General features: G+C 55.8%; 18 protein-coding genes. 10 read left to right on the forward strand and 8 right to left on the reverse strand.

Going from position 1 to position 16,526, the window contains the following annotated elements:
• The first annotated feature begins 18 nt into the window (after nucleotides 1-18).
• From EU556_RS12900 to EU556_RS12910, 3 genes are all read left to right on the forward strand, one after another.
• Nucleotides 19-996, forward strand: a complete 978-nt coding sequence (locus EU556_RS12900; RefSeq protein WP_135434503.1) for an electron transfer flavoprotein subunit alpha/FixB family protein — start codon at nucleotides 19-21, stop codon at nucleotides 994-996.
• Between the two features lie 123 nt (nucleotides 997-1,119).
• A complete protein-coding gene (locus tag EU556_RS12905) occupies nucleotides 1,120-1,743 on the forward strand; it encodes a bifunctional nuclease family protein (protein ID WP_135434504.1) in 624 nt (207 codons plus the stop codon).
• A 129-nt stretch (nucleotides 1,744-1,872) separates the two neighbouring features.
• Nucleotides 1,873-2,424, forward strand: coding sequence for a YfiT family bacillithiol transferase (locus EU556_RS12910; protein ID WP_135434505.1), 552 nt, complete (start codon nucleotides 1,873-1,875; stop codon nucleotides 2,422-2,424).
• An 89-nt stretch (nucleotides 2,425-2,513) separates the two neighbouring features.
• Here EU556_RS12910 and EU556_RS12915 read toward each other — a convergent pair whose 3' ends face one another.
• The gene (locus EU556_RS12915; RefSeq protein ID WP_135434506.1) at nucleotides 2,514-3,323 is read right to left on the reverse strand and encodes an ABC transporter ATP-binding protein; all 810 of its coding nucleotides are present in this window, start codon (nucleotides 3,321-3,323) and stop codon (nucleotides 2,514-2,516) included.
• A gap of 76 nt (nucleotides 3,324-3,399) precedes the next feature.
• Nucleotides 3,400-4,131, reverse strand: coding sequence for an MlaE family ABC transporter permease (locus EU556_RS12920; RefSeq protein ID WP_135434507.1), 732 nt, complete (start codon nucleotides 4,129-4,131; stop codon nucleotides 3,400-3,402).
• Between the two features lie 115 nt (nucleotides 4,132-4,246).
• Here EU556_RS12920 and EU556_RS12925 point away from each other — a divergent pair, with 115 nt between their 5' ends.
• Nucleotides 4,247-4,963: an SDR family oxidoreductase gene (locus EU556_RS12925; RefSeq protein WP_135434508.1), complete on the forward strand. Its 717-nt coding sequence runs from the start codon at nucleotides 4,247-4,249 to the stop codon at nucleotides 4,961-4,963.
• A gap of 94 nt (nucleotides 4,964-5,057) precedes the next feature.
• Here the strand turns inward: EU556_RS12925 and EU556_RS12930 are convergent, their stop codons facing one another.
• A complete protein-coding gene (locus EU556_RS12930) occupies nucleotides 5,058-5,840 on the reverse strand; it encodes a GIN domain-containing protein (protein ID WP_135434509.1) in 783 nt (260 codons plus the stop codon).
• A 12-nt stretch (nucleotides 5,841-5,852) separates the two neighbouring features.
• Between EU556_RS12930 and EU556_RS12935 the strand changes: the two genes are divergently transcribed.
• From EU556_RS12935 to gldG, 4 genes are all read left to right on the forward strand, one after another.
• Complete coding sequence (locus tag EU556_RS12935; RefSeq protein ID WP_135434510.1) at nucleotides 5,853-6,545, forward strand: SDR family oxidoreductase; 693 nt, start codon at nucleotides 5,853-5,855, stop codon at nucleotides 6,543-6,545.
• A gap of 82 nt (nucleotides 6,546-6,627) precedes the next feature.
• Complete coding sequence (gldA, locus tag EU556_RS12940) at nucleotides 6,628-7,536, forward strand: gliding motility-associated ABC transporter ATP-binding subunit GldA (protein WP_135434511.1); 909 nt, start codon at nucleotides 6,628-6,630, stop codon at nucleotides 7,534-7,536.
• Nucleotides 7,537-7,617: 81 nt separating this feature from the next.
• Complete coding sequence (gldF, locus tag EU556_RS12945) at nucleotides 7,618-8,343, forward strand: gliding motility-associated ABC transporter permease subunit GldF (RefSeq protein WP_135434512.1); 726 nt, start codon at nucleotides 7,618-7,620, stop codon at nucleotides 8,341-8,343.
• Between the two features lie 72 nt (nucleotides 8,344-8,415).
• The gene (gene gldG / locus EU556_RS12950) at nucleotides 8,416-10,134 is read left to right on the forward strand and encodes a gliding motility-associated ABC transporter substrate-binding protein GldG (RefSeq protein ID WP_135434513.1); all 1,719 of its coding nucleotides are present in this window, start codon (nucleotides 8,416-8,418) and stop codon (nucleotides 10,132-10,134) included.
• Between the two features lie 283 nt (nucleotides 10,135-10,417).
• Here the strand turns inward: gldG and EU556_RS12955 are convergent, their stop codons facing one another.
• Nucleotides 10,418-10,861 (reverse strand): BLUF domain-containing protein, encoded by a 444-nt coding sequence (locus tag EU556_RS12955; RefSeq protein WP_167855563.1) that lies wholly within the window; start codon nucleotides 10,859-10,861, stop codon nucleotides 10,418-10,420.
• A 253-nt stretch (nucleotides 10,862-11,114) separates the two neighbouring features.
• Here EU556_RS12955 and dnaN point away from each other — a divergent pair, with 253 nt between their 5' ends.
• Together dnaN and gldC are read left to right on the forward strand one after the other, a co-directional pair.
• Nucleotides 11,115-12,239 (forward strand): DNA polymerase III subunit beta, encoded by a 1,125-nt coding sequence (gene dnaN, locus EU556_RS12960; RefSeq protein WP_135434515.1) that lies wholly within the window; start codon nucleotides 11,115-11,117, stop codon nucleotides 12,237-12,239.
• Nucleotides 12,240-12,331: 92 nt separating this feature from the next.
• A complete protein-coding gene (gldC, locus tag EU556_RS12965; protein ID WP_135434516.1) occupies nucleotides 12,332-12,670 on the forward strand; it encodes a gliding motility protein GldC in 339 nt (112 codons plus the stop codon).
• 72 nt (nucleotides 12,671-12,742) lie between these two features.
• Here the strand turns inward: gldC and EU556_RS12970 are convergent, their stop codons facing one another.
• The 4 genes from EU556_RS12970 to hemL form a co-directional block, all read right to left on the reverse strand.
• Entirely contained in the window at nucleotides 12,743-13,261 is a 519-nt protein-coding gene (locus EU556_RS12970) for a hypothetical protein (protein WP_135434517.1), read from the reverse strand.
• Nucleotides 13,262-13,489: 228 nt separating this feature from the next.
• Nucleotides 13,490-14,026 (reverse strand): dCTP deaminase, encoded by a 537-nt coding sequence (gene dcd, locus EU556_RS12975; RefSeq protein WP_135434518.1) that lies wholly within the window; start codon nucleotides 14,024-14,026, stop codon nucleotides 13,490-13,492.
• Between the two features lie 77 nt (nucleotides 14,027-14,103).
• Nucleotides 14,104-14,976, reverse strand: coding sequence for a hypothetical protein (locus EU556_RS12980; protein WP_135434519.1), 873 nt, complete (start codon nucleotides 14,974-14,976; stop codon nucleotides 14,104-14,106).
• 194 nt (nucleotides 14,977-15,170) lie between these two features.
• A complete protein-coding gene (gene hemL / locus EU556_RS12985; protein WP_135434520.1) occupies nucleotides 15,171-16,493 on the reverse strand; it encodes a glutamate-1-semialdehyde 2,1-aminomutase in 1,323 nt (440 codons plus the stop codon).
• Between the last annotated feature and the right edge of the window lie 33 nt (nucleotides 16,494-16,526).

A 16,526-nucleotide genomic window follows, 5' to 3' on the forward strand; every position in this document is an offset into this window, starting at 1 on the left:
AAACAAACAACCAGAAAAATGTCTGTACTAGTAGTAGTTGAATGTGATGGCGGCGAGGTAAAGAAGTCCTCGCTGGAAGTAGCTTCGTATGGCAGCCAGGTAGCGCAGATGCTTGGCACCACGGCTACCGCCGTGGCCGTAGGCGAAGCTACCGAAGCCAATTTGGCCCAGCTGGGCGAACAAGGCATCACGAAGGTGCTGTATGATGCAGAGCCCCGCCTCAAGGACTTCGTGAACGGCGCTTACACTAAGCTGATTGCGGCCGCCGCGCAGCAGGAAGATGCTAAAGTTATTGTACTAGCTAACTCCAACATTGGCGCTGCCGTAGGCTCGCGTCTGTCTGTGCGTTTGCAGGCTAGCTTGGTTACCAACGTAATCGAGCTGCCCAAAAATGAGGGTGGCCAGTTCACGGTGAAGCGCGGTGCCTTCTCGGGCAAAGCGCTGGCCGATGTGGTGCTGAGCAGCGACCGGAAGATTCTGGCCGTGAAGAAAAACTCCATTGAGGCGCTGCACGAAGCCGGCAAAACCGCTCAGGTGGAGTCGTTCTCGGCTCAGCTGACGGATGCTGACTTCGCTGATGCTCCCAAGCAGGTAATCATGCAGGAGCAGACCGGCGGCGTATTGCTGCCCGAAGCCGATAAAGTAGTATCGGGTGGCCGTGGCATGAAAGGTCCGGAGAACTGGAACCTCATCGAAGACCTGGCCAAAGCTCTGGGTGCGGCTACTGCATGTTCAAAGCCAGTGTCAGATGTGGATTGGCGCCCTCACCACGAGCACGTAGGCCAGACCGGCATTACCGTGTCGCCGAACCTGTACATTGCTTGCGGTATCTCGGGTGCTATTCAGCACTTGGCCGGCGTAAACTCGTCGAAGGTTATCGTGGTAATCAACAAAGATCCGGAGGCTCCTTTCTTTAAAGCTGCCGATTATGGCATCGTAGGCGACGTATTTGACGTATTGCCCAAACTAACCCAGGCCGTTAAGGAACTGGGCTAGGCCACGCTGGCAGCGCGAAAAGTCTATTAATTCGCGAAAAACTCGCTTTTTCGTCAATTGCTTAGCACTTTCGTATAGTCAGTACGGTAAGGTCTAATACTTCAGAAATCAGTACGTTCCCTGGTGAAAAAAATTCAGCTCGAAATTCTGGGCCTCTCGTCCAGCCAGTCGCAGTCTGGCTCATTTGCCCTTATTTTGGGCGAGAAGACTGGCAACCGACGCCTGCCAATTATCATTGGCATGTTTGAGGCGCAGAGTATTGCCATTCAGATAGAGAAAATCAACCCAAACCGCCCGCTCACCCACGACCTGTTCAAATCTTTTGCTGAGCAAGTGCACGTGGTGGTGCTGGAGGTTCTGATTTCCGACCTAAAAGAAGGAGTGTTCTACTCAAAAATTGTGTGCTCAGATGGGGCCACAACGTTTGAGTTAGACTCGCGGCCTTCTGATGCCATTGCCATCGGCCTTCGTTTCGGTGTGCCCATCTACACGGTAGAAAGCGTGCTGAGCGAAGCCGGCATTATCCTCTCCGACCTCGACGAAAACGCCGACGAGGATACCGATGATGAGGATGAAGATGACGACGATACGCCGGGCACGCCAACGGCTCCACCAGCGGAACAGCGCGAGCCTAGCGGACAAGTCTCCCTGGATGAGCTAACCAAAATGCTGGCCCAGGCTCTGGAAAAAGAAGATTACGAAAAGGCTGCCAAAATCCGCGACGAGCTAAACAAGCGTAACGGGTAAGGCACTAGGCCTAGCAACAGAAACGGCTTCTCTGCACAAGGGAAGCCGTTTCTGTTGCTAGGCCACTCCGGCATAGACTATGCTGCCGGGTTGTTGTTACTTTGCCGCTTACCTACCTCATTCCTTTGTATGGAACCAACTGCTGCCCCCGACCTGCGCTTTCCCATTGGCCACCCTGTTCTGCCGGATGAGCCACTGGATAGGGGAGCTCATACTGCCTACATCGCCCAAATTGCTCTGCTGCCCGACCAGGTGCGGGCCGCTGTAACGGGTCTTACGCCGGCTCAGCTAGATACGCCCTACCGGCCCGGCGGCTGGACGGTACGTCAGGTAATCCATCATTTGCCTGATTCGCACATGAACAGCTATACCCGCTTCAAGCTAGCTTTGACGGAGGAAGTGCCTACCATTTGCCCTTACGAGGAGCAGTTGTGGGCCGAACTGCCCGACAGCCAAGCCACGCCCGTAGCTGTGTCGCTGGCGCTATTAGAGGCCCTGCACATCCGCTGGACCTTTTTGCTGCGCAACCTCACCGATGCCCAATGGCAACGCACGTTCTATCACCCCGGCTCTAAGCGCACCTTCACGCTCGATCAAGCGCTGGTGCTGTACGCTTGGCACGGCCGGCACCACTTGGCTCATATTGGCAACCTAGTGCACCGGGAAGGGTGGCGTCGGTAACGGCTTGGGGAAACCCAACTCGTCATATAAACACTAAGCCCGGTCTACTGCAGTGGACCGGGCTTAGTGTTTGTAGAAGCAACTTTAACTTAAATATTAATGGCTTCGTCGGTGGTAGCGGCCGCTAGGCCACCATCGGTTTCGTCATCTACCTTCTTGGCGGCGCGCACGAGGCTGCTGCTGAAGATGAACTCTTTGAGCTCGGGCACCTGAGCGTTCAGGATTTCGTCCTTGTTGCCGTCCCAGAGCTTTTGCCCTTTGTAGAGGAAGATGATATGGTCACCGATTTCTACTACCGAGTTCATGTCGTGCGTCACTACCACGGTCGTGATACCATACTCGTGCGTGATTTCGTGAATCAGTTCATCAATCTTGATGCTAGTAAGGGGGTCGAGGCCGGAGTTAGGCTCGTCGCAGAAGAGGTAGGTACAGTTGGGGGCAATGGCCCGGGCAATACCTACCCGCTTCTTCATACCTCCTGATATTTCAGAGGGCATCTTATTTCCAGCGTTTTCTAGCCCCACGCGCTTCAGGCAAAACTCCACCCGGTCGAGGCGCTCCTCGCGGCTCATTTCAGTCATGAGCATCTTCAGTGGAAATTCCACGTTTTCGGCCACAGTCATGGAGTCGAACAAGGCCGAGCCCTGGAATAGCATCCCAATTTTGCGGCGTATTTCCTGCTTAATGTCCACCTTATTATTCGTGAACACGGTGCCATCGAAGGTGATGCTACCAATATCAGGCTTCATCAGGCCCACAATGCACTGCAGTAGCACCGATTTGCCGGTGCCAGAACCGCCTAGCAGCAAGTTGCACTTCCCGGTTTCAAAGGTGCAGTTGATACCACGAAGCACTTGGTTGCCATCGAAGGATTTCTGAACGTTATGTACTTCAATCATGAGTCGGAGCTTGGAAGGGTAGGGGCTTGGGGTGTGGAGGATTAGCTGACGAAAAGCCCAAGTCCCTGAAAACCAATTAGAGCAGAATGGCAGCCAGCGCGAAGTCGGCTACTAGAATAGCAATGATGGAGTTGTTTACTGCGTCGGTGCTGGCGGCGCCCACTTCCAGTGCCCCACCTGAAGTGAAGAAGCCTTTGAAAGCTGAAATAGCTGACACCAAAAAGGCAAACACCACCGATTTGATGAGTGCAAACACGATGTTGTACGGCACAAAATCGGTACGAATGCCCTCAATATACTCCTGAGCCGACAATGCACCCGTGAGAGAACCAGCCAAGTAGCCCCCGATAATTGAAAGCGACATGGCCAGAATTACTAGCAGCGGGAACATGAGCATAGCAGCTACGATGCGGGGCAGCACTAAATAAGAGGCCGAGTTAATACCCATTACCTCTAGGGCTGAAACCTGCTCCGTGATGCGCATAGTGCCTAGGCCACCCGCAATGCTCGAGCCCACCTTGCCGGCCAGCACAATACTGGTAATGGTAGGTGCTAGCTCCAGAATGGTCATCTCGCGCACCATGTAGCCAATAGTGCTCTTCGGGATGAGGGGGTTGACCAGGTTATAGGCAATCTGAACGCAGGTTACTGCGCCGATGAAGGCCGAAACAATAGATACAATGAAAATGGAATTGACCCCGATGATGATGCACTCATCAACGGTACGGCTCCAGAGGACGGCAAAACGCTCTTTGCGGAAGAGCATGCTTTGAATGAAGAGCAGAAATTCGCCAAATGACTTGACCATAAAAGCGGCAGAGAAGAAGGAAAAGCGAGTACTTGCAGGCGGGTAGGCCACTTGCTGCGGTACAGCAGCGCTTGCCCGCTTCACTTACGTAAAAACAGTTTCAGCAATCAAAGGAATGCAAAAAAATATCGTGGTGATTACCGGCGGCACCAAAGGAATAGGGCGGGCCCTGGTACTCAGGTTTCTGCGCGCTGGTTACCCCGTAGCCACCTGTGCCCGTTCGGCCGCCGACCTGGGCGCGCTGCAAACCGCCGTTACCACCGAGCTGCCTACGGCGAAGTTGCACACCTGCGCGGCCGACCTAAGCCAGCAGAGCGAAACCCGCCGCTTCACCGAGTTTGTGAGTGGCCTAGGCCAAGCGGTAGAAGTGGTCATCAACAACACTGGTTCCTTTGTGCCGGGTCGCTTACAGGATGAGCCCGCCGATGGCTCGCAGCTGCGCCACATGCTGGATGTAAACCTGCTTAGCGCTTACGATGTTACGCTGGCTCTGCTGCCCGGCCTGATTGCTCGCCGCAGCGGGCATATTTTCAACATTTGTTCCACGGCCAGCCTCATGGCTTACCCCAATGGTGGCTCCTACGGCATTGCTAAGTTTGCCTTGCTGGGCATGACCAAAAACCTGCGCGAGGAGCTGAAGCAGCACAACATTCGGGTGACGGCCGTGCTGCCGGGTGCCACGCTCACGGCCAGCTGGGAGGGAGTAGATCTGCCGGCTGAGCGGTTCATTAAGGCCGAGGATGTGGCCGATGCCATTTTCAGCACCTTCAGTCTTTCTCCCCAGGCGGTGGTGGAAGAGTTACTGATTCGCCCGCAGCTAGGCGACTTGTAGGCCACTAGAGTAAACGGCAAGTTCACAATGCCACCATATGTGCCCGACCGTCTGACTGCATCAGTAATCGGCAACTACTGCTGATGTTGTGGGCCTACTCTCGCACCAGCTTGCCCTTGCCCGTAATCTGCAAACTGGCGCTGCTGGCCGGAATGCCGCTGTAGAAGATAGTGCCGGTGCCCGCGTGCGTGCCTACTAGTGACTCTGTAGCGGTGAAATGCCCGTCGCCATTGGTAGATGCATTACCGCGCAGATAGATACGGCTGGCGGGTAGGCCAGTGGCATAGGTGCTGCCGTTGCCCCCAATGGTTAAGTGCAGCTCTTGCGTGCGGCCGGCCAAATGAATGTCGCCCAGTTCGTACTGGTCCATGTTCAAGTACTGGCTTTGCAGGTTGAGATGGTAGTCGCCGGAGCCAATGAGGTGGGCGAAGAGTGTGTCGGCCCGGAATGTGCCTGTGGTGCGAATATCAGACTGGCCGCGCAGGAATATGTCGTGGATGCGGGGGGTGTGCAGCGTCACCTCGCGGGGCGTGTTATAGCGGCGCACCCAGTTGCAACGGCTGGTATTACGGATGACTAGTTGATTGCCTGTGACTTCCAAACGGATATCCTCCTGCAGATTCTTGCCTGCCCGCACCTCAGCATACGTTTCAGTGTCCTGCACCAGCGTAACGGTAATGTTGTCGTAGGTGGTGAGCACTCGGAAGGGAGCGAGGGCGCGACGCTCCGTGACAATATTGCCCGTACTGGTAAAGCAGCCGGCTTCGTTTTCTTTGCTGCACGAGACGAAGCTGCCGAAAGCCGCTACTCCTAGCGCAGTTACACGTAAAAGCCGACGGAGGGCACTAACTTGCGGCCCTATTTCACACCAAGACATATACCCGAAACGATGGACCTAAGCGGCAAGGTAGCCATTATCACAGGCGTCAGCAAAGGAATTGGGCGGGCTACCGCCGAGGCATTGTTAGCCAAAGGAGCCATTGTAGCGGGCTGGGGCCGAACGGCACCGGAGGGCTTGGATCATGAGCGCTTCCAGTTTTTCGAGTGCGACATCCGCAACGAAATAGCCGTGCAGGAGGCATACACCAACACCCAGCGGGAGCTAGGCCTGGAAGTTCAGGTACTGGTAAATAACGCTGGCCTAGGCCACTTCGGCCCCGTGGATGGTTTCTCCTCCGATAACTGGCACGAAATGTTTGACACCAACGTGCATGGCGTATTCTACTGCACAAAGGCGGTGTTGCCGCAGATGAAAAAGCAGAAGCTAGGCCACATCATCAACGTAGCTTCTCTGGCCGGTACGGCGGGCACCGCCAACTTGGCCGGATATTGCGCCACAAAGTATGCCATCCGAGGCTTTTCTGACGCGCTGTTTAAGGAAGTACGCCCCGACGGCGTACGCGTGACATGCGTTATGCCCGGCTCCGTGGAAACGAACTTCAACGGCGCTACCCCCGGCCAAGAGCCCGACCCGCACAAGATGCAACCCGAGGATATTGCCGCCGCCATTGTGCACGCGCTGGAGGCCCCGCAAACCGTTATGATTTCGGAACTGCAAATGCGCCCCACCCAGCCTAAGTAGTAGTTGATTGCTGGTTGACAGAATCTTGCTGCAACTATGTTCCACAATTAACTACTGACAACCAGCCACCAATACACAGCACATGGTAGAAGTACAACAACTGACCAAGACCTTCGGCGCCCAGGCGGCGGTGAACAACATCAGCTTCACGGCGGGTAAAGGCGAGATTCTGGGTTTTCTGGGGCCGAACGGGGCGGGTAAGTCCACCACCATGAAGATTGCTACGGGTTATTTGCCGCCCTCGGCAGGTACGGTGGTGGTAGATGGCTACGACGTGCAGATGGCTCCGCTGGAGGTGCGCCGCCGCGTGGGCTACCTGCCTGAGCACAACCCGCTTTACCTGGATATGTATGTGCACGAGTACCTGGAGTTTATTGGCTCAGTGCACGGCCTGAAGGGTAGCCACCTGCGCCAGCGGGCCAGCCAAATGGTAGACCGCGTAGGCCTAGGCCGCGAGCAGAACAAGCAAATTGGGGCGCTTTCGAAAGGGTACCGCCAGCGCGTAGGCCTAGCGCAGGCCCTCATCCACGACCCTGGTGTACTTATCCTCGATGAGCCGACCACTGGCCTAGACCCCAACCAAATTGGCGAAATTCGCACCCTAATCCGGGAGCTAGGCCAAGATAAGACGGTAATCTTCTCCACCCATATTCTGCCCGAAGTGGCTGCCTTGTGCAGCCGGGCCGTTATCATCAACCGCGGTCAGCTGGTAGCCGACTCACCCGTGTCGGAGCTGGGTGCCAAGGCGGCCGGCGAGACCATCATCCGGGCCGAGTTTGAGCAGCCCATTACTATTGAGCCCTTGTTGGCACTGCCGGGCATCAATCGGGTGGAGCAGGAGAGTGGTAATACGTACCGCATTCGGGCTGCCGCGGGCTCCGACCAACGCGGCGCTATTTCACGCTTGGCAGCTCAGCAAGGCTGGGTGCTCCTTGGTCTTCGGCAGGAAGAGCAATCATTGGAGCAGGTTTTCCAAACCCTGACTAAGTGATTAATGCTCCCCACCAGTCCGTTGGGTCTAGCTTACTGAGGCTTGACCAACCTAACCATTTAACCAGCACATCACTCCTAGATGTACGCCATACTTCGCAAAGAATTTAATGCCTTCCTCAGCTCCCCGGTGGCCTACGTGGTAATTGGGGTGTTTTTGGTAGCTACGGGTCTGTTCGTGTGGGTTTTCCCCGACAGCAGTGTGCTTGACTACGGCTATGCTGATCTGCAAACGCTGTTCAACATGGCTCCCTGGATCTTCCTGTTCCTGATTCCGGCCATTACCATGCGCACCTTCGCCGAGGAAAAGAAGGCCGGCACCATTGAGCTGCTGCTAACCCGTCCGCTGACTGATAGCCAGATTATAGGAGGGAAGTACTTGGCGTGCTTGCTCCTTGCATTGCTGGCTCTGGTACCAACGCTGCTCTACTATTATTCCGTGTATCAACTGGGCGCGCCCAAAGGCAATATCGATTCGGCCGCGACAGTGGGTTCTTACCTAGGCCTAGCGCTGCTGGCGGCGGTGTTTGCCGCCATTGGCATCTTCGCTAGCGCCATCACCCGCGACCAGATCATTGCCTTTCTGGTGGCTGTGGTGGGGTGCTTCCTGGTATACTCGGGGTTTGATTCGTTGGCCTCGGTATTTGATGGGGCGCCTGCCTATTACATCAGCCAGCTTGGCATTGCCGCCCACTACCGCGACCTAAGCAAAGGCCTTATTGATTCCCGCGACCTATTATACTTCTTTAGTCTGATTGCCTGCCTACTGCTGGGCACGCGGCTAGTGCTGCAAAGCCGCAACTGGTAATCTGTTCTACTATACCTAGTTCCACCTCCTCCGCTGAGGAGGGGAGCTTCGCTTCAATCCATCTGCCACTCTATGGCTTCTTCCTCTTCTGCTTCGTCTCCTGCCAACGTGCGCAAGCGCCGCGACCTAACGCGCTTCGGACTGGCGTTGCTAGGCCTGTTGCTCCTCAACTTTTTGGGCGCGCTCTACTTCTTTCGGTTTGACATGACGGAGGAAAAGCGCTACACCATGTCGGGGGCCACGAAAACGCTGCTGGAGAATCTGAAGCAGCCCGTAACCGTGACAGTGTACCTAGAGGGAGACTTTCCGCCGGCCTTTCGCCGGCTGCAGCAGTCGGTGCACGAAACGCTGAACGAGATGCAGGTGTACGGCGGCTCTAACCTGCACTACGTGTTCGTAGACCCCTCGGCGGCCGGTACCGAAAAAGCCCGTAACGAGTATTACGCCACCTTGCTGAAGAAAGGCCTGCGCCCCACTAACCTGGGCGCCAACGAGAACGGCAAACGCGTCGAGAAAATTATTTTCCCGTGGGCCACGGTCGCCTCGGGTGGCAAAGAGCAGCAGGTGCTGCTGCTGCGCGGCAATCAAGCCGTTCCCTCCGATGTACGCCTCAACCAAAGCATTGAAGGGTTGGAGTACGAAATAGCCAGCGCCATCCGTAAACTCAGCCCCGGAACACGCAAGCGCATTGGCGTATTGGAAGGCCACGGCGAGTTAAACAACGCCGAAGCCGGCGACCTGATTGGCTCCCTGCAGCAGTACTATGATGTGTTCCGGGTAAACCTCAACCAAGCTCGGCCTCAAGACCTGAAAACACTCAGCGCCATCATTGTGGCTAAGCCCGCCACCGCTTATACGGAGCCAGAGAAATTTAAGCTGGATCAGTTCATCACGCAGGGCGGCAACGCGCTGTTCTTCGTGGACGCTATGCGCGTGAACCTCGATAGTGCCAACCGCGGTGGCATGCTCTCATTCCCGCTGCAGCTCAACCTGGAGGATCTGCTATTCAAATACGGCGTGCGCGTAAACCCCGACCTGATTCTGGACCTTAACTCCGGAGTCATCCCGATGGTGACTGGCCTAGAAGGGGAGAAGCCGAAGGTAGAGCCCATGCCCTGGCAGTTCTATCCACTCATCAACAACTTTAGCCAGCACCCCATTACCCGCAACCTCGATGCGGTGTACACCAAGTTTATCAGTAGCATTGACACGGTGAAGGCTGCGGGCATCCGCAAAACGCCGCTGCTATTTACCTCGCGCTATACCCGCGTGCTGCCCTCGCCGGTGCCCGTCAACCTCAACGATGCCCGCTTGGAGCCCGACCAGAAGCTCTACAAAGACCAGTTCAAGCCCGTGGGCTACCTGCTTGAGGGGCAGTTTCGGTCTCTCTACGCCAACCGCGCCCAGCCCGGCACCACGCAGTACCTCCCCGAGACTTCCCAGCTGGCTAGGCCAGCTAAGGTGCTGGTGCTCTCCGATGGCGACTTCGTGCGCTCGGAGCTGGACCCCAAAACCGGTCGCCCCTACCGCCTGGGCTTTGACCGCCTCGCCAACACTGAGTTTGCCAACCGTGAGCTGGTGCTGAATGCCGTAGATTACATGCTGGACGAAAGCGGCCTTATCTCCGTGCGTAGCAAGCAAATCACCTTGCGCCCCCTCGATAAGCTGCGGGTAATTGCCGAGCGCCGCCGCTGGCAGTGGCTGAATCTGGTGGCGCCGTTGGCGCTGCTAGGCCTGTTCGGGGCCGTGCGCGCCTGGCGCCGGAAGCGGCGGTACGCCTCGTTTAGCTAAGCTGGCCAGAACGCATGTTAGCAGAACTGCTAGGAGACGCAATACTAGAGGGCATAGCAGATGCACTGAGTAAAGCAATACGGTGCGCTGTGGGCTTTGTGTTTCTGTATCTGCGCTATTGGAATACCGAGCGGGTACGGCAAGTACTAGCGGAGCAGTATGGTAACAAATACTCTGCAGCAGGTAGCGCAGTTCTAACCAAGTTGGTACAAGGCATTGTTGTTCTTCTGCTCTTGGCCCTGTGGATAGGGGTGCCTTTATCGGTTTGGCTGCACAAATAGGCCTAGAACCGTACTTCTTCCTCCGTGATGAATGTGGAAAGCAGGGAGTGCAACGACACGTTTTCGTTTTCGGAGTACGTAGCCAGGTACGTGTCAGACTCAGGATTGGTATAGCCTCGTAGCTGGGCGAAGTCATGAGCATTAACCACCCGGAAGCCCATAGACCACTGCGAGAAGTTACGCTCCCGGATGGGGCCGTCGGAGAGCTTCACCACCTGAAAGTGGCGCTGGTCCTGACTGATGCGCCCAAAGATGTACTGTATCTCTTCTTGTGTGCCTTCCAGCACCTGAATAATATCGCCTTGGCTGTATAGTAAAATACCCGTCAAGTCATGCGCCTCATTCCAGTTGCGCGCCTGTCCTAAAATGGCGGTGAGGTCGGCCTCGTTGAAGGGGGTGGTGGCGGTGCTATGATAAACCAAGTGGTAAAGACTGGCAGACGACATCAGGCAAGCAAAATAAGAAGCAAAAAAGGTTGTGCAGTGAAGTACTTCTTTTGCTCGTGATAAAGCAATAGTTGAGCTTATGCCAACTACTATATATACCATTTTATAATTGAATAATGCCGCTGATAAGACAAATTCGGGTTGTTGTTAACCCGCATGCCATGACGCTCCGATTACCTTCCCAGGGTTTCCAAACCGACTCCCATTTCCTATCTTTGTCGTCTTCTACACCAGCCCAAACCCTGCCTCTTTTATGAAGTTCATCGTTTCGTCTTCCGCCTTGCTCAAACAACTCCAGAGCATCAATGGCGTGGTCACGAATAACCCCGTGGTACCGATCCTGGAGAACTTTCTCTTCGAGATTGAGGAGGGCAAACTCACCATCACGGCCTCCGATCTGGAGACTAGCATGATGACGGAACTGCCCGTAGAGGCCCGCGAAAGTGGCCGCATTGCTGCTCCCGCTCGCATCCTGCTCGATACCTTAAAGAACCTGCCCGACCAGCCCGTGACTTTCACCCTGGACGAGGAAACGTATACCATTGAAATTGCCAGCTCCAACGGTCGCTACAAGCTGGCCGGCGAGAATGCTACCGATTTTCCCCGCGTGCCGGTAGTGAAAGGCTCCACGCCGATTGAAATTCCGTCGTCATCGTTGTCGCGGGCTATCAACAAGACCATCTTCGCGGTAAGCACCGACGAGTTGCGCCCTGCCATGACGGGTATTCTGGTGCAGCTAGCCGACAACCAAGTGACCTTCGTGGCTACTGATGGCCACCGCTTGCTGCGCTACCGCCGCTCCGACGTAGGCGCCGGCCAGACCGCTAACATCATCATTCCGCGCAAGGCCTTTAATCTGTTGAAAGGTGCGCTGCCCTCGGAGGCTACCACGGTGCGCGTAGAGTTCAACAACTCCAATGCCTTCTTCAGCTTTAACCAGATGCGCCTCGTGTGCCGCTTGATTGATGAGCGCTACCCCGATTACGAGAACGTAATTCCGGTTAGCAACCCCAATAAGCTCATCATTAGCCGTCAGGAGTTGTTGAATTCGGTAAAGCGTATCAGCATCTACTCCAACAAAACCACCCACCAAGTACGGCTGCGCCTGGCCGGTTCGGAGCTGACGGTATCGGCTGAAGACCTTGACTTCTCGAACGAAGCCAACGAGAAGCTAGCCTGCCAGTACGATGGCGAGGATATGGAAATCGGCTTCAACGCCAAATTCCTGACCGAGATGCTCTCAAACATTGACTCCGAAGAAATTACCCTGGAGTTGAGCACCCCGAACCGTGCTGGTTTGCTGATGCCGACCACTCCCGACGACAACGAGAACATCCTGATGCTGGTGATGCCAGTGATGCTGAACAACTACGTGTAATCTCGGTTTGACTGAACAATTCAAGTAGTTCGTCATGCTGCGCGAAGCATTACCCTCGCGCAGCATGACGTTCTTTTTTAATCTTTCGCAGCATGAAAAAATCTGAAATCCGCTTCAGCATTGCCCTCGACGATCAGAAAGTGCCCGAGGCTATTAGCTGGTCGGCCACCGACGCGGGTCCTGATATCCACTTCGCCAAAGCCATCAACATTGCCCTCTGGGACCGGGATGAGCGTGGCACCATGAAGATCGACCTATGGACCAAGGAGATGCCCGTTGATGAGATGAAGCGCTTCTACGTAGATACCATGGGCGCCATGGCCGAGAGCATCGTAACGGCTACCAACGACTCGGTAATGGCTACCAAAATGCGCGACCTATGCCGTGTGCTGATGGACCATATCGAGGAGGAAGAGCGCAAGCAGCGTTAATACACCTGATTGAACATAGAAAAGCCCCACCAGAGTTATCCGGTGGGGCTTTTTATATCTAAGCCACTATTTTTAGCGAGCAGTGGGAGCTGGAGTAGTCGTCCGGGCTGGGCCAATGGTGGCACCCCGGCTGCTGGCTGGCAGCGGGTTTTGCACAGAGTTTACGAATATGGCATCCGCAGATTTTGCCGCGTAGTCGCGGTCATACTTGCGGAAAGTGGCGCGAGAGTCGTAGTAGTTGCTGTACTGGTCGGTGGAGAGTACCGCTTGGAGCTCCTTATCACGCTCTTTGCACACGGCATCACACTGCTCCGTGATGAGCTTCTGGTTGCCGGCGTGCTTCTGCTCGATAGCCGCCATTTTAGCCACCTTATCTTCGTTGATAGCCCGGAGCTTAGTGGCTTGGTAACCATTCAAACGAAGGTCGCGGGCCATCTGATCGGAGAGGCGCTTGGCACGCTCTTGTACGGGGTTCAGACGGGGCGAGGGCTTGGTTTTATCTTGAGGTTGAGTTAGAGACGGTTTCTGCTGGGCCTGCGAGCCGACGGTAGCGGCAAGGAGCAGGGCAGCGGTGGCAAGTTGCTTTCTCATCAGTATCTGCACGTTATTTGATCAACAATCAGCGTCAGCCTCCCGATTATGAACTGGTCAGAACCAGGCAGCTTGTCTTGATTATAACGAAAAACTGTGCCAGCGAGTTTATTCTGAGCCAAAAACATAAGCCAGTAAGTGCGCTGAAAACAACAAACCCAAACGCAACCATTGGTGCGCTTGGGTTTAAGCAAATGATATAAGGTGTACTGCCTGAGCCTTAGTGGCCTAGAAGCGGTTCTTCCACATCATCGATTCTACTGGTTTCACAGTGCGCTCATTGTATTTGGCGTTTGCCTTCCGGTTGTAGAAGGTTTCCACGTCGCCCTGCACGGCAAAGTAGATTAACTGGCCTACAGGCATGAGGTGGTACACGCGCACGGGCATCGATACGCTGATTTCCAATGTCCAGGTATTGCAGAAGCCAATGTCGCCTTTGCCGGCCGTGGCGTGAATATCTATGCCGAGGCGGCCGACGCTGCTCTTGCCTTCCAGAAATGGCACGTGGGCGTGACTTTCGGTGTATTCCTCCGTTACGCCCAGGTACAGCGTGCCGGGCTGCAGCACGAAGCCTTCCTCCGGGATTTCAAATACATCTATTTCGTTGTGCTTCCGAGCATCCAGTACGGCGTCGCGGTAAGTGGCCAGGTAGCGGCCCAAGTGCACATCGTAGGAATTGGTGCCGAGGCAGGTCCGATCGTAGGGCTCAATAACAATGTTGCCCCGCTCAATTTCGGCGAGAATCTGCTGGTCGGTGAGAATCATGCGTATTCAGTTAAAAAGTAGAAGCGAAGAGGAAGCTGATTACTGCCCGAGTGGCCTAGCACAGCATTAGGGCCTCTTTACTCGTCATCACCGTCTTCGTAACGGTCTTCGGGTAAAGTACTCGTGCGGCGACGTGCAGCGGGGCCAGATTTGCGCTCTTCTAGTTCGTCGTTCAGCGCATCGAGGCGGTTGCGCAGATCGGCCAAGGGGCCAGTAATCAGGAAAAGCGTGAGCAGCAGAGAGCTGCCTGCCAGCAGCAGCGTGAGGTAATCCACCCAGTCGTGGCGGGGCGTTACATCCAATGGGCGCAGGGAAGGGTAGGAGGTAGGAGCCGAGGCTAGGTTACCTTCAGGAGCGGGCTGTACATCTTCCTGGGCCACGCCGGTAGGCGCGTTGCTGGGCGTGGCTACTTCGCCGTCGGCGGCGGGTGGCACGGCGGCACCGTCGGCGGCCAACTCCTCAGGGGCGGGGTCCTGGGAGGCGTTGAACTGCGCAGTGCCCTGCTTGATAACGCGCTGTAGGGCCCGAATGAGAGCTACCCGCTCGTCGCGGGGCAACACCCGCACAAAAAACTCAAAGTTCTTATCTACCAGTACAGTATTTAGCTGCTTCTCAAACTCAATCAGGTCTGTACGGCCCGAGCCGAATTTGTTTTTGAAGCGCTCCGATACGTCGTTGTAGTTATGAAATAGCTTCTGCAGGTCGGGGCGGCCGGGGAAGTTGTCAAATTCGCGACGGGCCTTGGCACTGCGCAGGTTCGAGGGGAATTTGCCACGGGCAAAGGTCTTGTCGTAGACCGTTTCCATGGTGCGGAAGTTTAGCTCATCGACGGTACGCTCGAACAACCGTTTGTTGGCTGCCGCCGGAGTTTCCGTTTGGGCGAGGAGCGCGCCGGGAATGGCGAGCCACAGCAGCAAGAGCAATGGAAGAAACGAACAAAATCGGGGCATGGCAGCAAATAGATTTGCCGCAAAGGTAGCCGGTTGCTACCAGGGTTTAGTGAGAGAAGTGAGAAAAGGAGCGGGGTGGTGAGCAAGTGGCCTAGAAAGATAAAAGCCCCCATCGTCCTCATCAGAGCTAGGGCAGCTGCTGAAGGTGAGGACGGTAGGGGCTTTTACTCTATTCTGCTTGTGAGAGAAGTGGCCTACAGACCGTGTGCCTCCCGCATGGCTTCGCGGCAGGCAGTGAGGTAGGTGTCAACTAGCTCATCGGTAATGGCTGTGCTTACAAACAGCGCCTCGTATTGCGCGGGCGCCAGGTAAATGCCCCGGTGAAGCATAGCGCGGAAGTAGCGGCCAAAGGCTTCGGTATCCGACTGCTTGGCTTCTTCCAGGTTAGTAACAGGCTTATCCGTGAAGAACACGCTGAACATGGAGCCTACTTGGTTCACGGTGTAGTTCAGGCCTAGCTCCTGGCAAATTTGACGGGTGCCATCGGCAATACGCGTGGTAGTGCGGTTAAGCTGGTCATAGAGCTCGGGGTGCTCCTGCAGGTACGTGAGCTGGGCAATGCCGGCGGCGGTGGCAATGGGGTTGCCGGAGAGTGTACCGGCCTGGTACACTTTGCCAGCAGGAGCTACCTGATCCATAATGTCTTTTCGGCCTCCGTAGGCGCCCACGGGCATGCCACCCCCGATAATTTTGCCCAGCGTCGTCATATCGGGCGTGATGCCGTAGAGCTCCTGCGCGCCACCCCGGGCGAGGCGGAAGCCGGTCATCACCTCATCGAAAATAAGCACAATACCATGCTGCGTGCACAGGTCGCGTAGGCCTTGCAGGTAGCCTTCTTGTGGGGCTACCAAGCCCATGTTGCCTACTACGGGCTCCAGAATGAGAGCAGCCACCTGGCCCTCATTGGCCAGAACAACCTGCTCGGCGGCGGCTCGGTCGTTGTAGGGCACGGTGAGAGTATCCTGGGCTACGCCTTCGGTCACGCCGGGTGAGTCGGGGGCGCCAAGGGTGAGGGCTCCCGAGCCGGCCGCAATCAGGAACGAGTCGCCATGTCCATGGTAGCAGCCTTCAAACTTGATGATCTTGTTCCGGCCCGTGTAACCGCGTGCCACCCGGATGGCTGACATAGTAGCCTCGGTGCCGGAGTTTACCAGCCGCACTTTCTCGATGCTAGGCACCATCTGCTTGATAAGCTCAGCCATTTCTACCTCGCGGCGGGTGGGAGCACCAAACGACAACGAGCCTTGGATGGCTTCTTGCACGGCGTTGAGCACCAGATCGGGAGCGTGACCCAGAATCATGGGTCCCCAAGAGTTAATAAAGTCGAGGTAGCGGTTACCGTCAACATCCGTGAGCCACGCTCCCTTAGCCGACTGCATGAACACCGGATGTCCACCCACGGCCCGGAAAGCGCGTACGGGAGAATTTACTCCACCCGGAATGTGGTCTTTGGCGCGGGTAAATAAGGCATCGGAGGTGGTGAGCGTCAGGTCGGGAGCAGTCAGAGATTCAGACATGAAAAGTAGGTAGCGTTGGCAGGCGCCAACGGC

It is taken from the genome of Hymenobacter fodinae, from assembly GCF_004745825.1.
Lineage (GTDB): Bacteria > Bacteroidota > Bacteroidia > Cytophagales > Hymenobacteraceae > Hymenobacter > Hymenobacter fodinae.

What these genes read in the sequence shown, in the direction of transcription:
- gldA (WP_135434511.1), top strand. Translation starts at nt 6,628, where the DNA reads ATGGTAGAAGTACAACAACTGACCAAGACCTTCGGCGCCCAGGCGGCG.
- gldC (WP_135434516.1), top strand. Translation starts at nt 12,332, where the DNA reads ATGAAAAAATCTGAAATCCGCTTCAGCATTGCCCTCGACGATCAGAAA.
- gldF (WP_135434512.1), top strand. Translation starts at nt 7,618, where the DNA reads ATGTACGCCATACTTCGCAAAGAATTTAATGCCTTCCTCAGCTCCCCG.
- dnaN (WP_135434515.1), top strand. Translation starts at nt 11,115, where the DNA reads ATGAAGTTCATCGTTTCGTCTTCCGCCTTGCTCAAACAACTCCAGAGC.
- EU556_RS12955 (WP_167855563.1), bottom strand. Translation starts at nt 10,861, where the DNA reads ATGTCGTCTGCCAGTCTTTACCACTTGGTTTATCATAGCACCGCCACC.
- EU556_RS12935 (WP_135434510.1), top strand. Translation starts at nt 5,853, where the DNA reads ATGGACCTAAGCGGCAAGGTAGCCATTATCACAGGCGTCAGCAAAGGA.
- dcd (WP_135434518.1), bottom strand. Translation starts at nt 14,026, where the DNA reads ATGATTCTCACCGACCAGCAGATTCTCGCCGAAATTGAGCGGGGCAAC.
- EU556_RS12930 (WP_135434509.1), bottom strand. Translation starts at nt 5,840, where the DNA reads ATGTCTTGGTGTGAAATAGGGCCGCAAGTTAGTGCCCTCCGTCGGCTT.
- EU556_RS12920 (WP_135434507.1), bottom strand. Translation starts at nt 4,131, where the DNA reads ATGGTCAAGTCATTTGGCGAATTTCTGCTCTTCATTCAAAGCATGCTC.
- EU556_RS12910 (WP_135434505.1), top strand. Translation starts at nt 1,873, where the DNA reads ATGGAACCAACTGCTGCCCCCGACCTGCGCTTTCCCATTGGCCACCCT.
- hemL (WP_135434520.1), bottom strand. Translation starts at nt 16,493, where the DNA reads ATGTCTGAATCTCTGACTGCTCCCGACCTGACGCTCACCACCTCCGAT.
- EU556_RS12900 (WP_135434503.1), top strand. Translation starts at nt 19, where the DNA reads ATGTCTGTACTAGTAGTAGTTGAATGTGATGGCGGCGAGGTAAAGAAG.
- EU556_RS12915 (WP_135434506.1), bottom strand. Translation starts at nt 3,323, where the DNA reads ATGATTGAAGTACATAACGTTCAGAAATCCTTCGATGGCAACCAAGTG.
- EU556_RS12980 (WP_135434519.1), bottom strand. Translation starts at nt 14,976, where the DNA reads ATGCCCCGATTTTGTTCGTTTCTTCCATTGCTCTTGCTGCTGTGGCTC.
- EU556_RS12925 (WP_135434508.1), top strand. Translation starts at nt 4,247, where the DNA reads ATGCAAAAAAATATCGTGGTGATTACCGGCGGCACCAAAGGAATAGGG.
- EU556_RS12970 (WP_135434517.1), bottom strand. Translation starts at nt 13,261, where the DNA reads ATGAGAAAGCAACTTGCCACCGCTGCCCTGCTCCTTGCCGCTACCGTC.
- gldG (WP_135434513.1), top strand. Translation starts at nt 8,416, where the DNA reads ATGGCTTCTTCCTCTTCTGCTTCGTCTCCTGCCAACGTGCGCAAGCGC.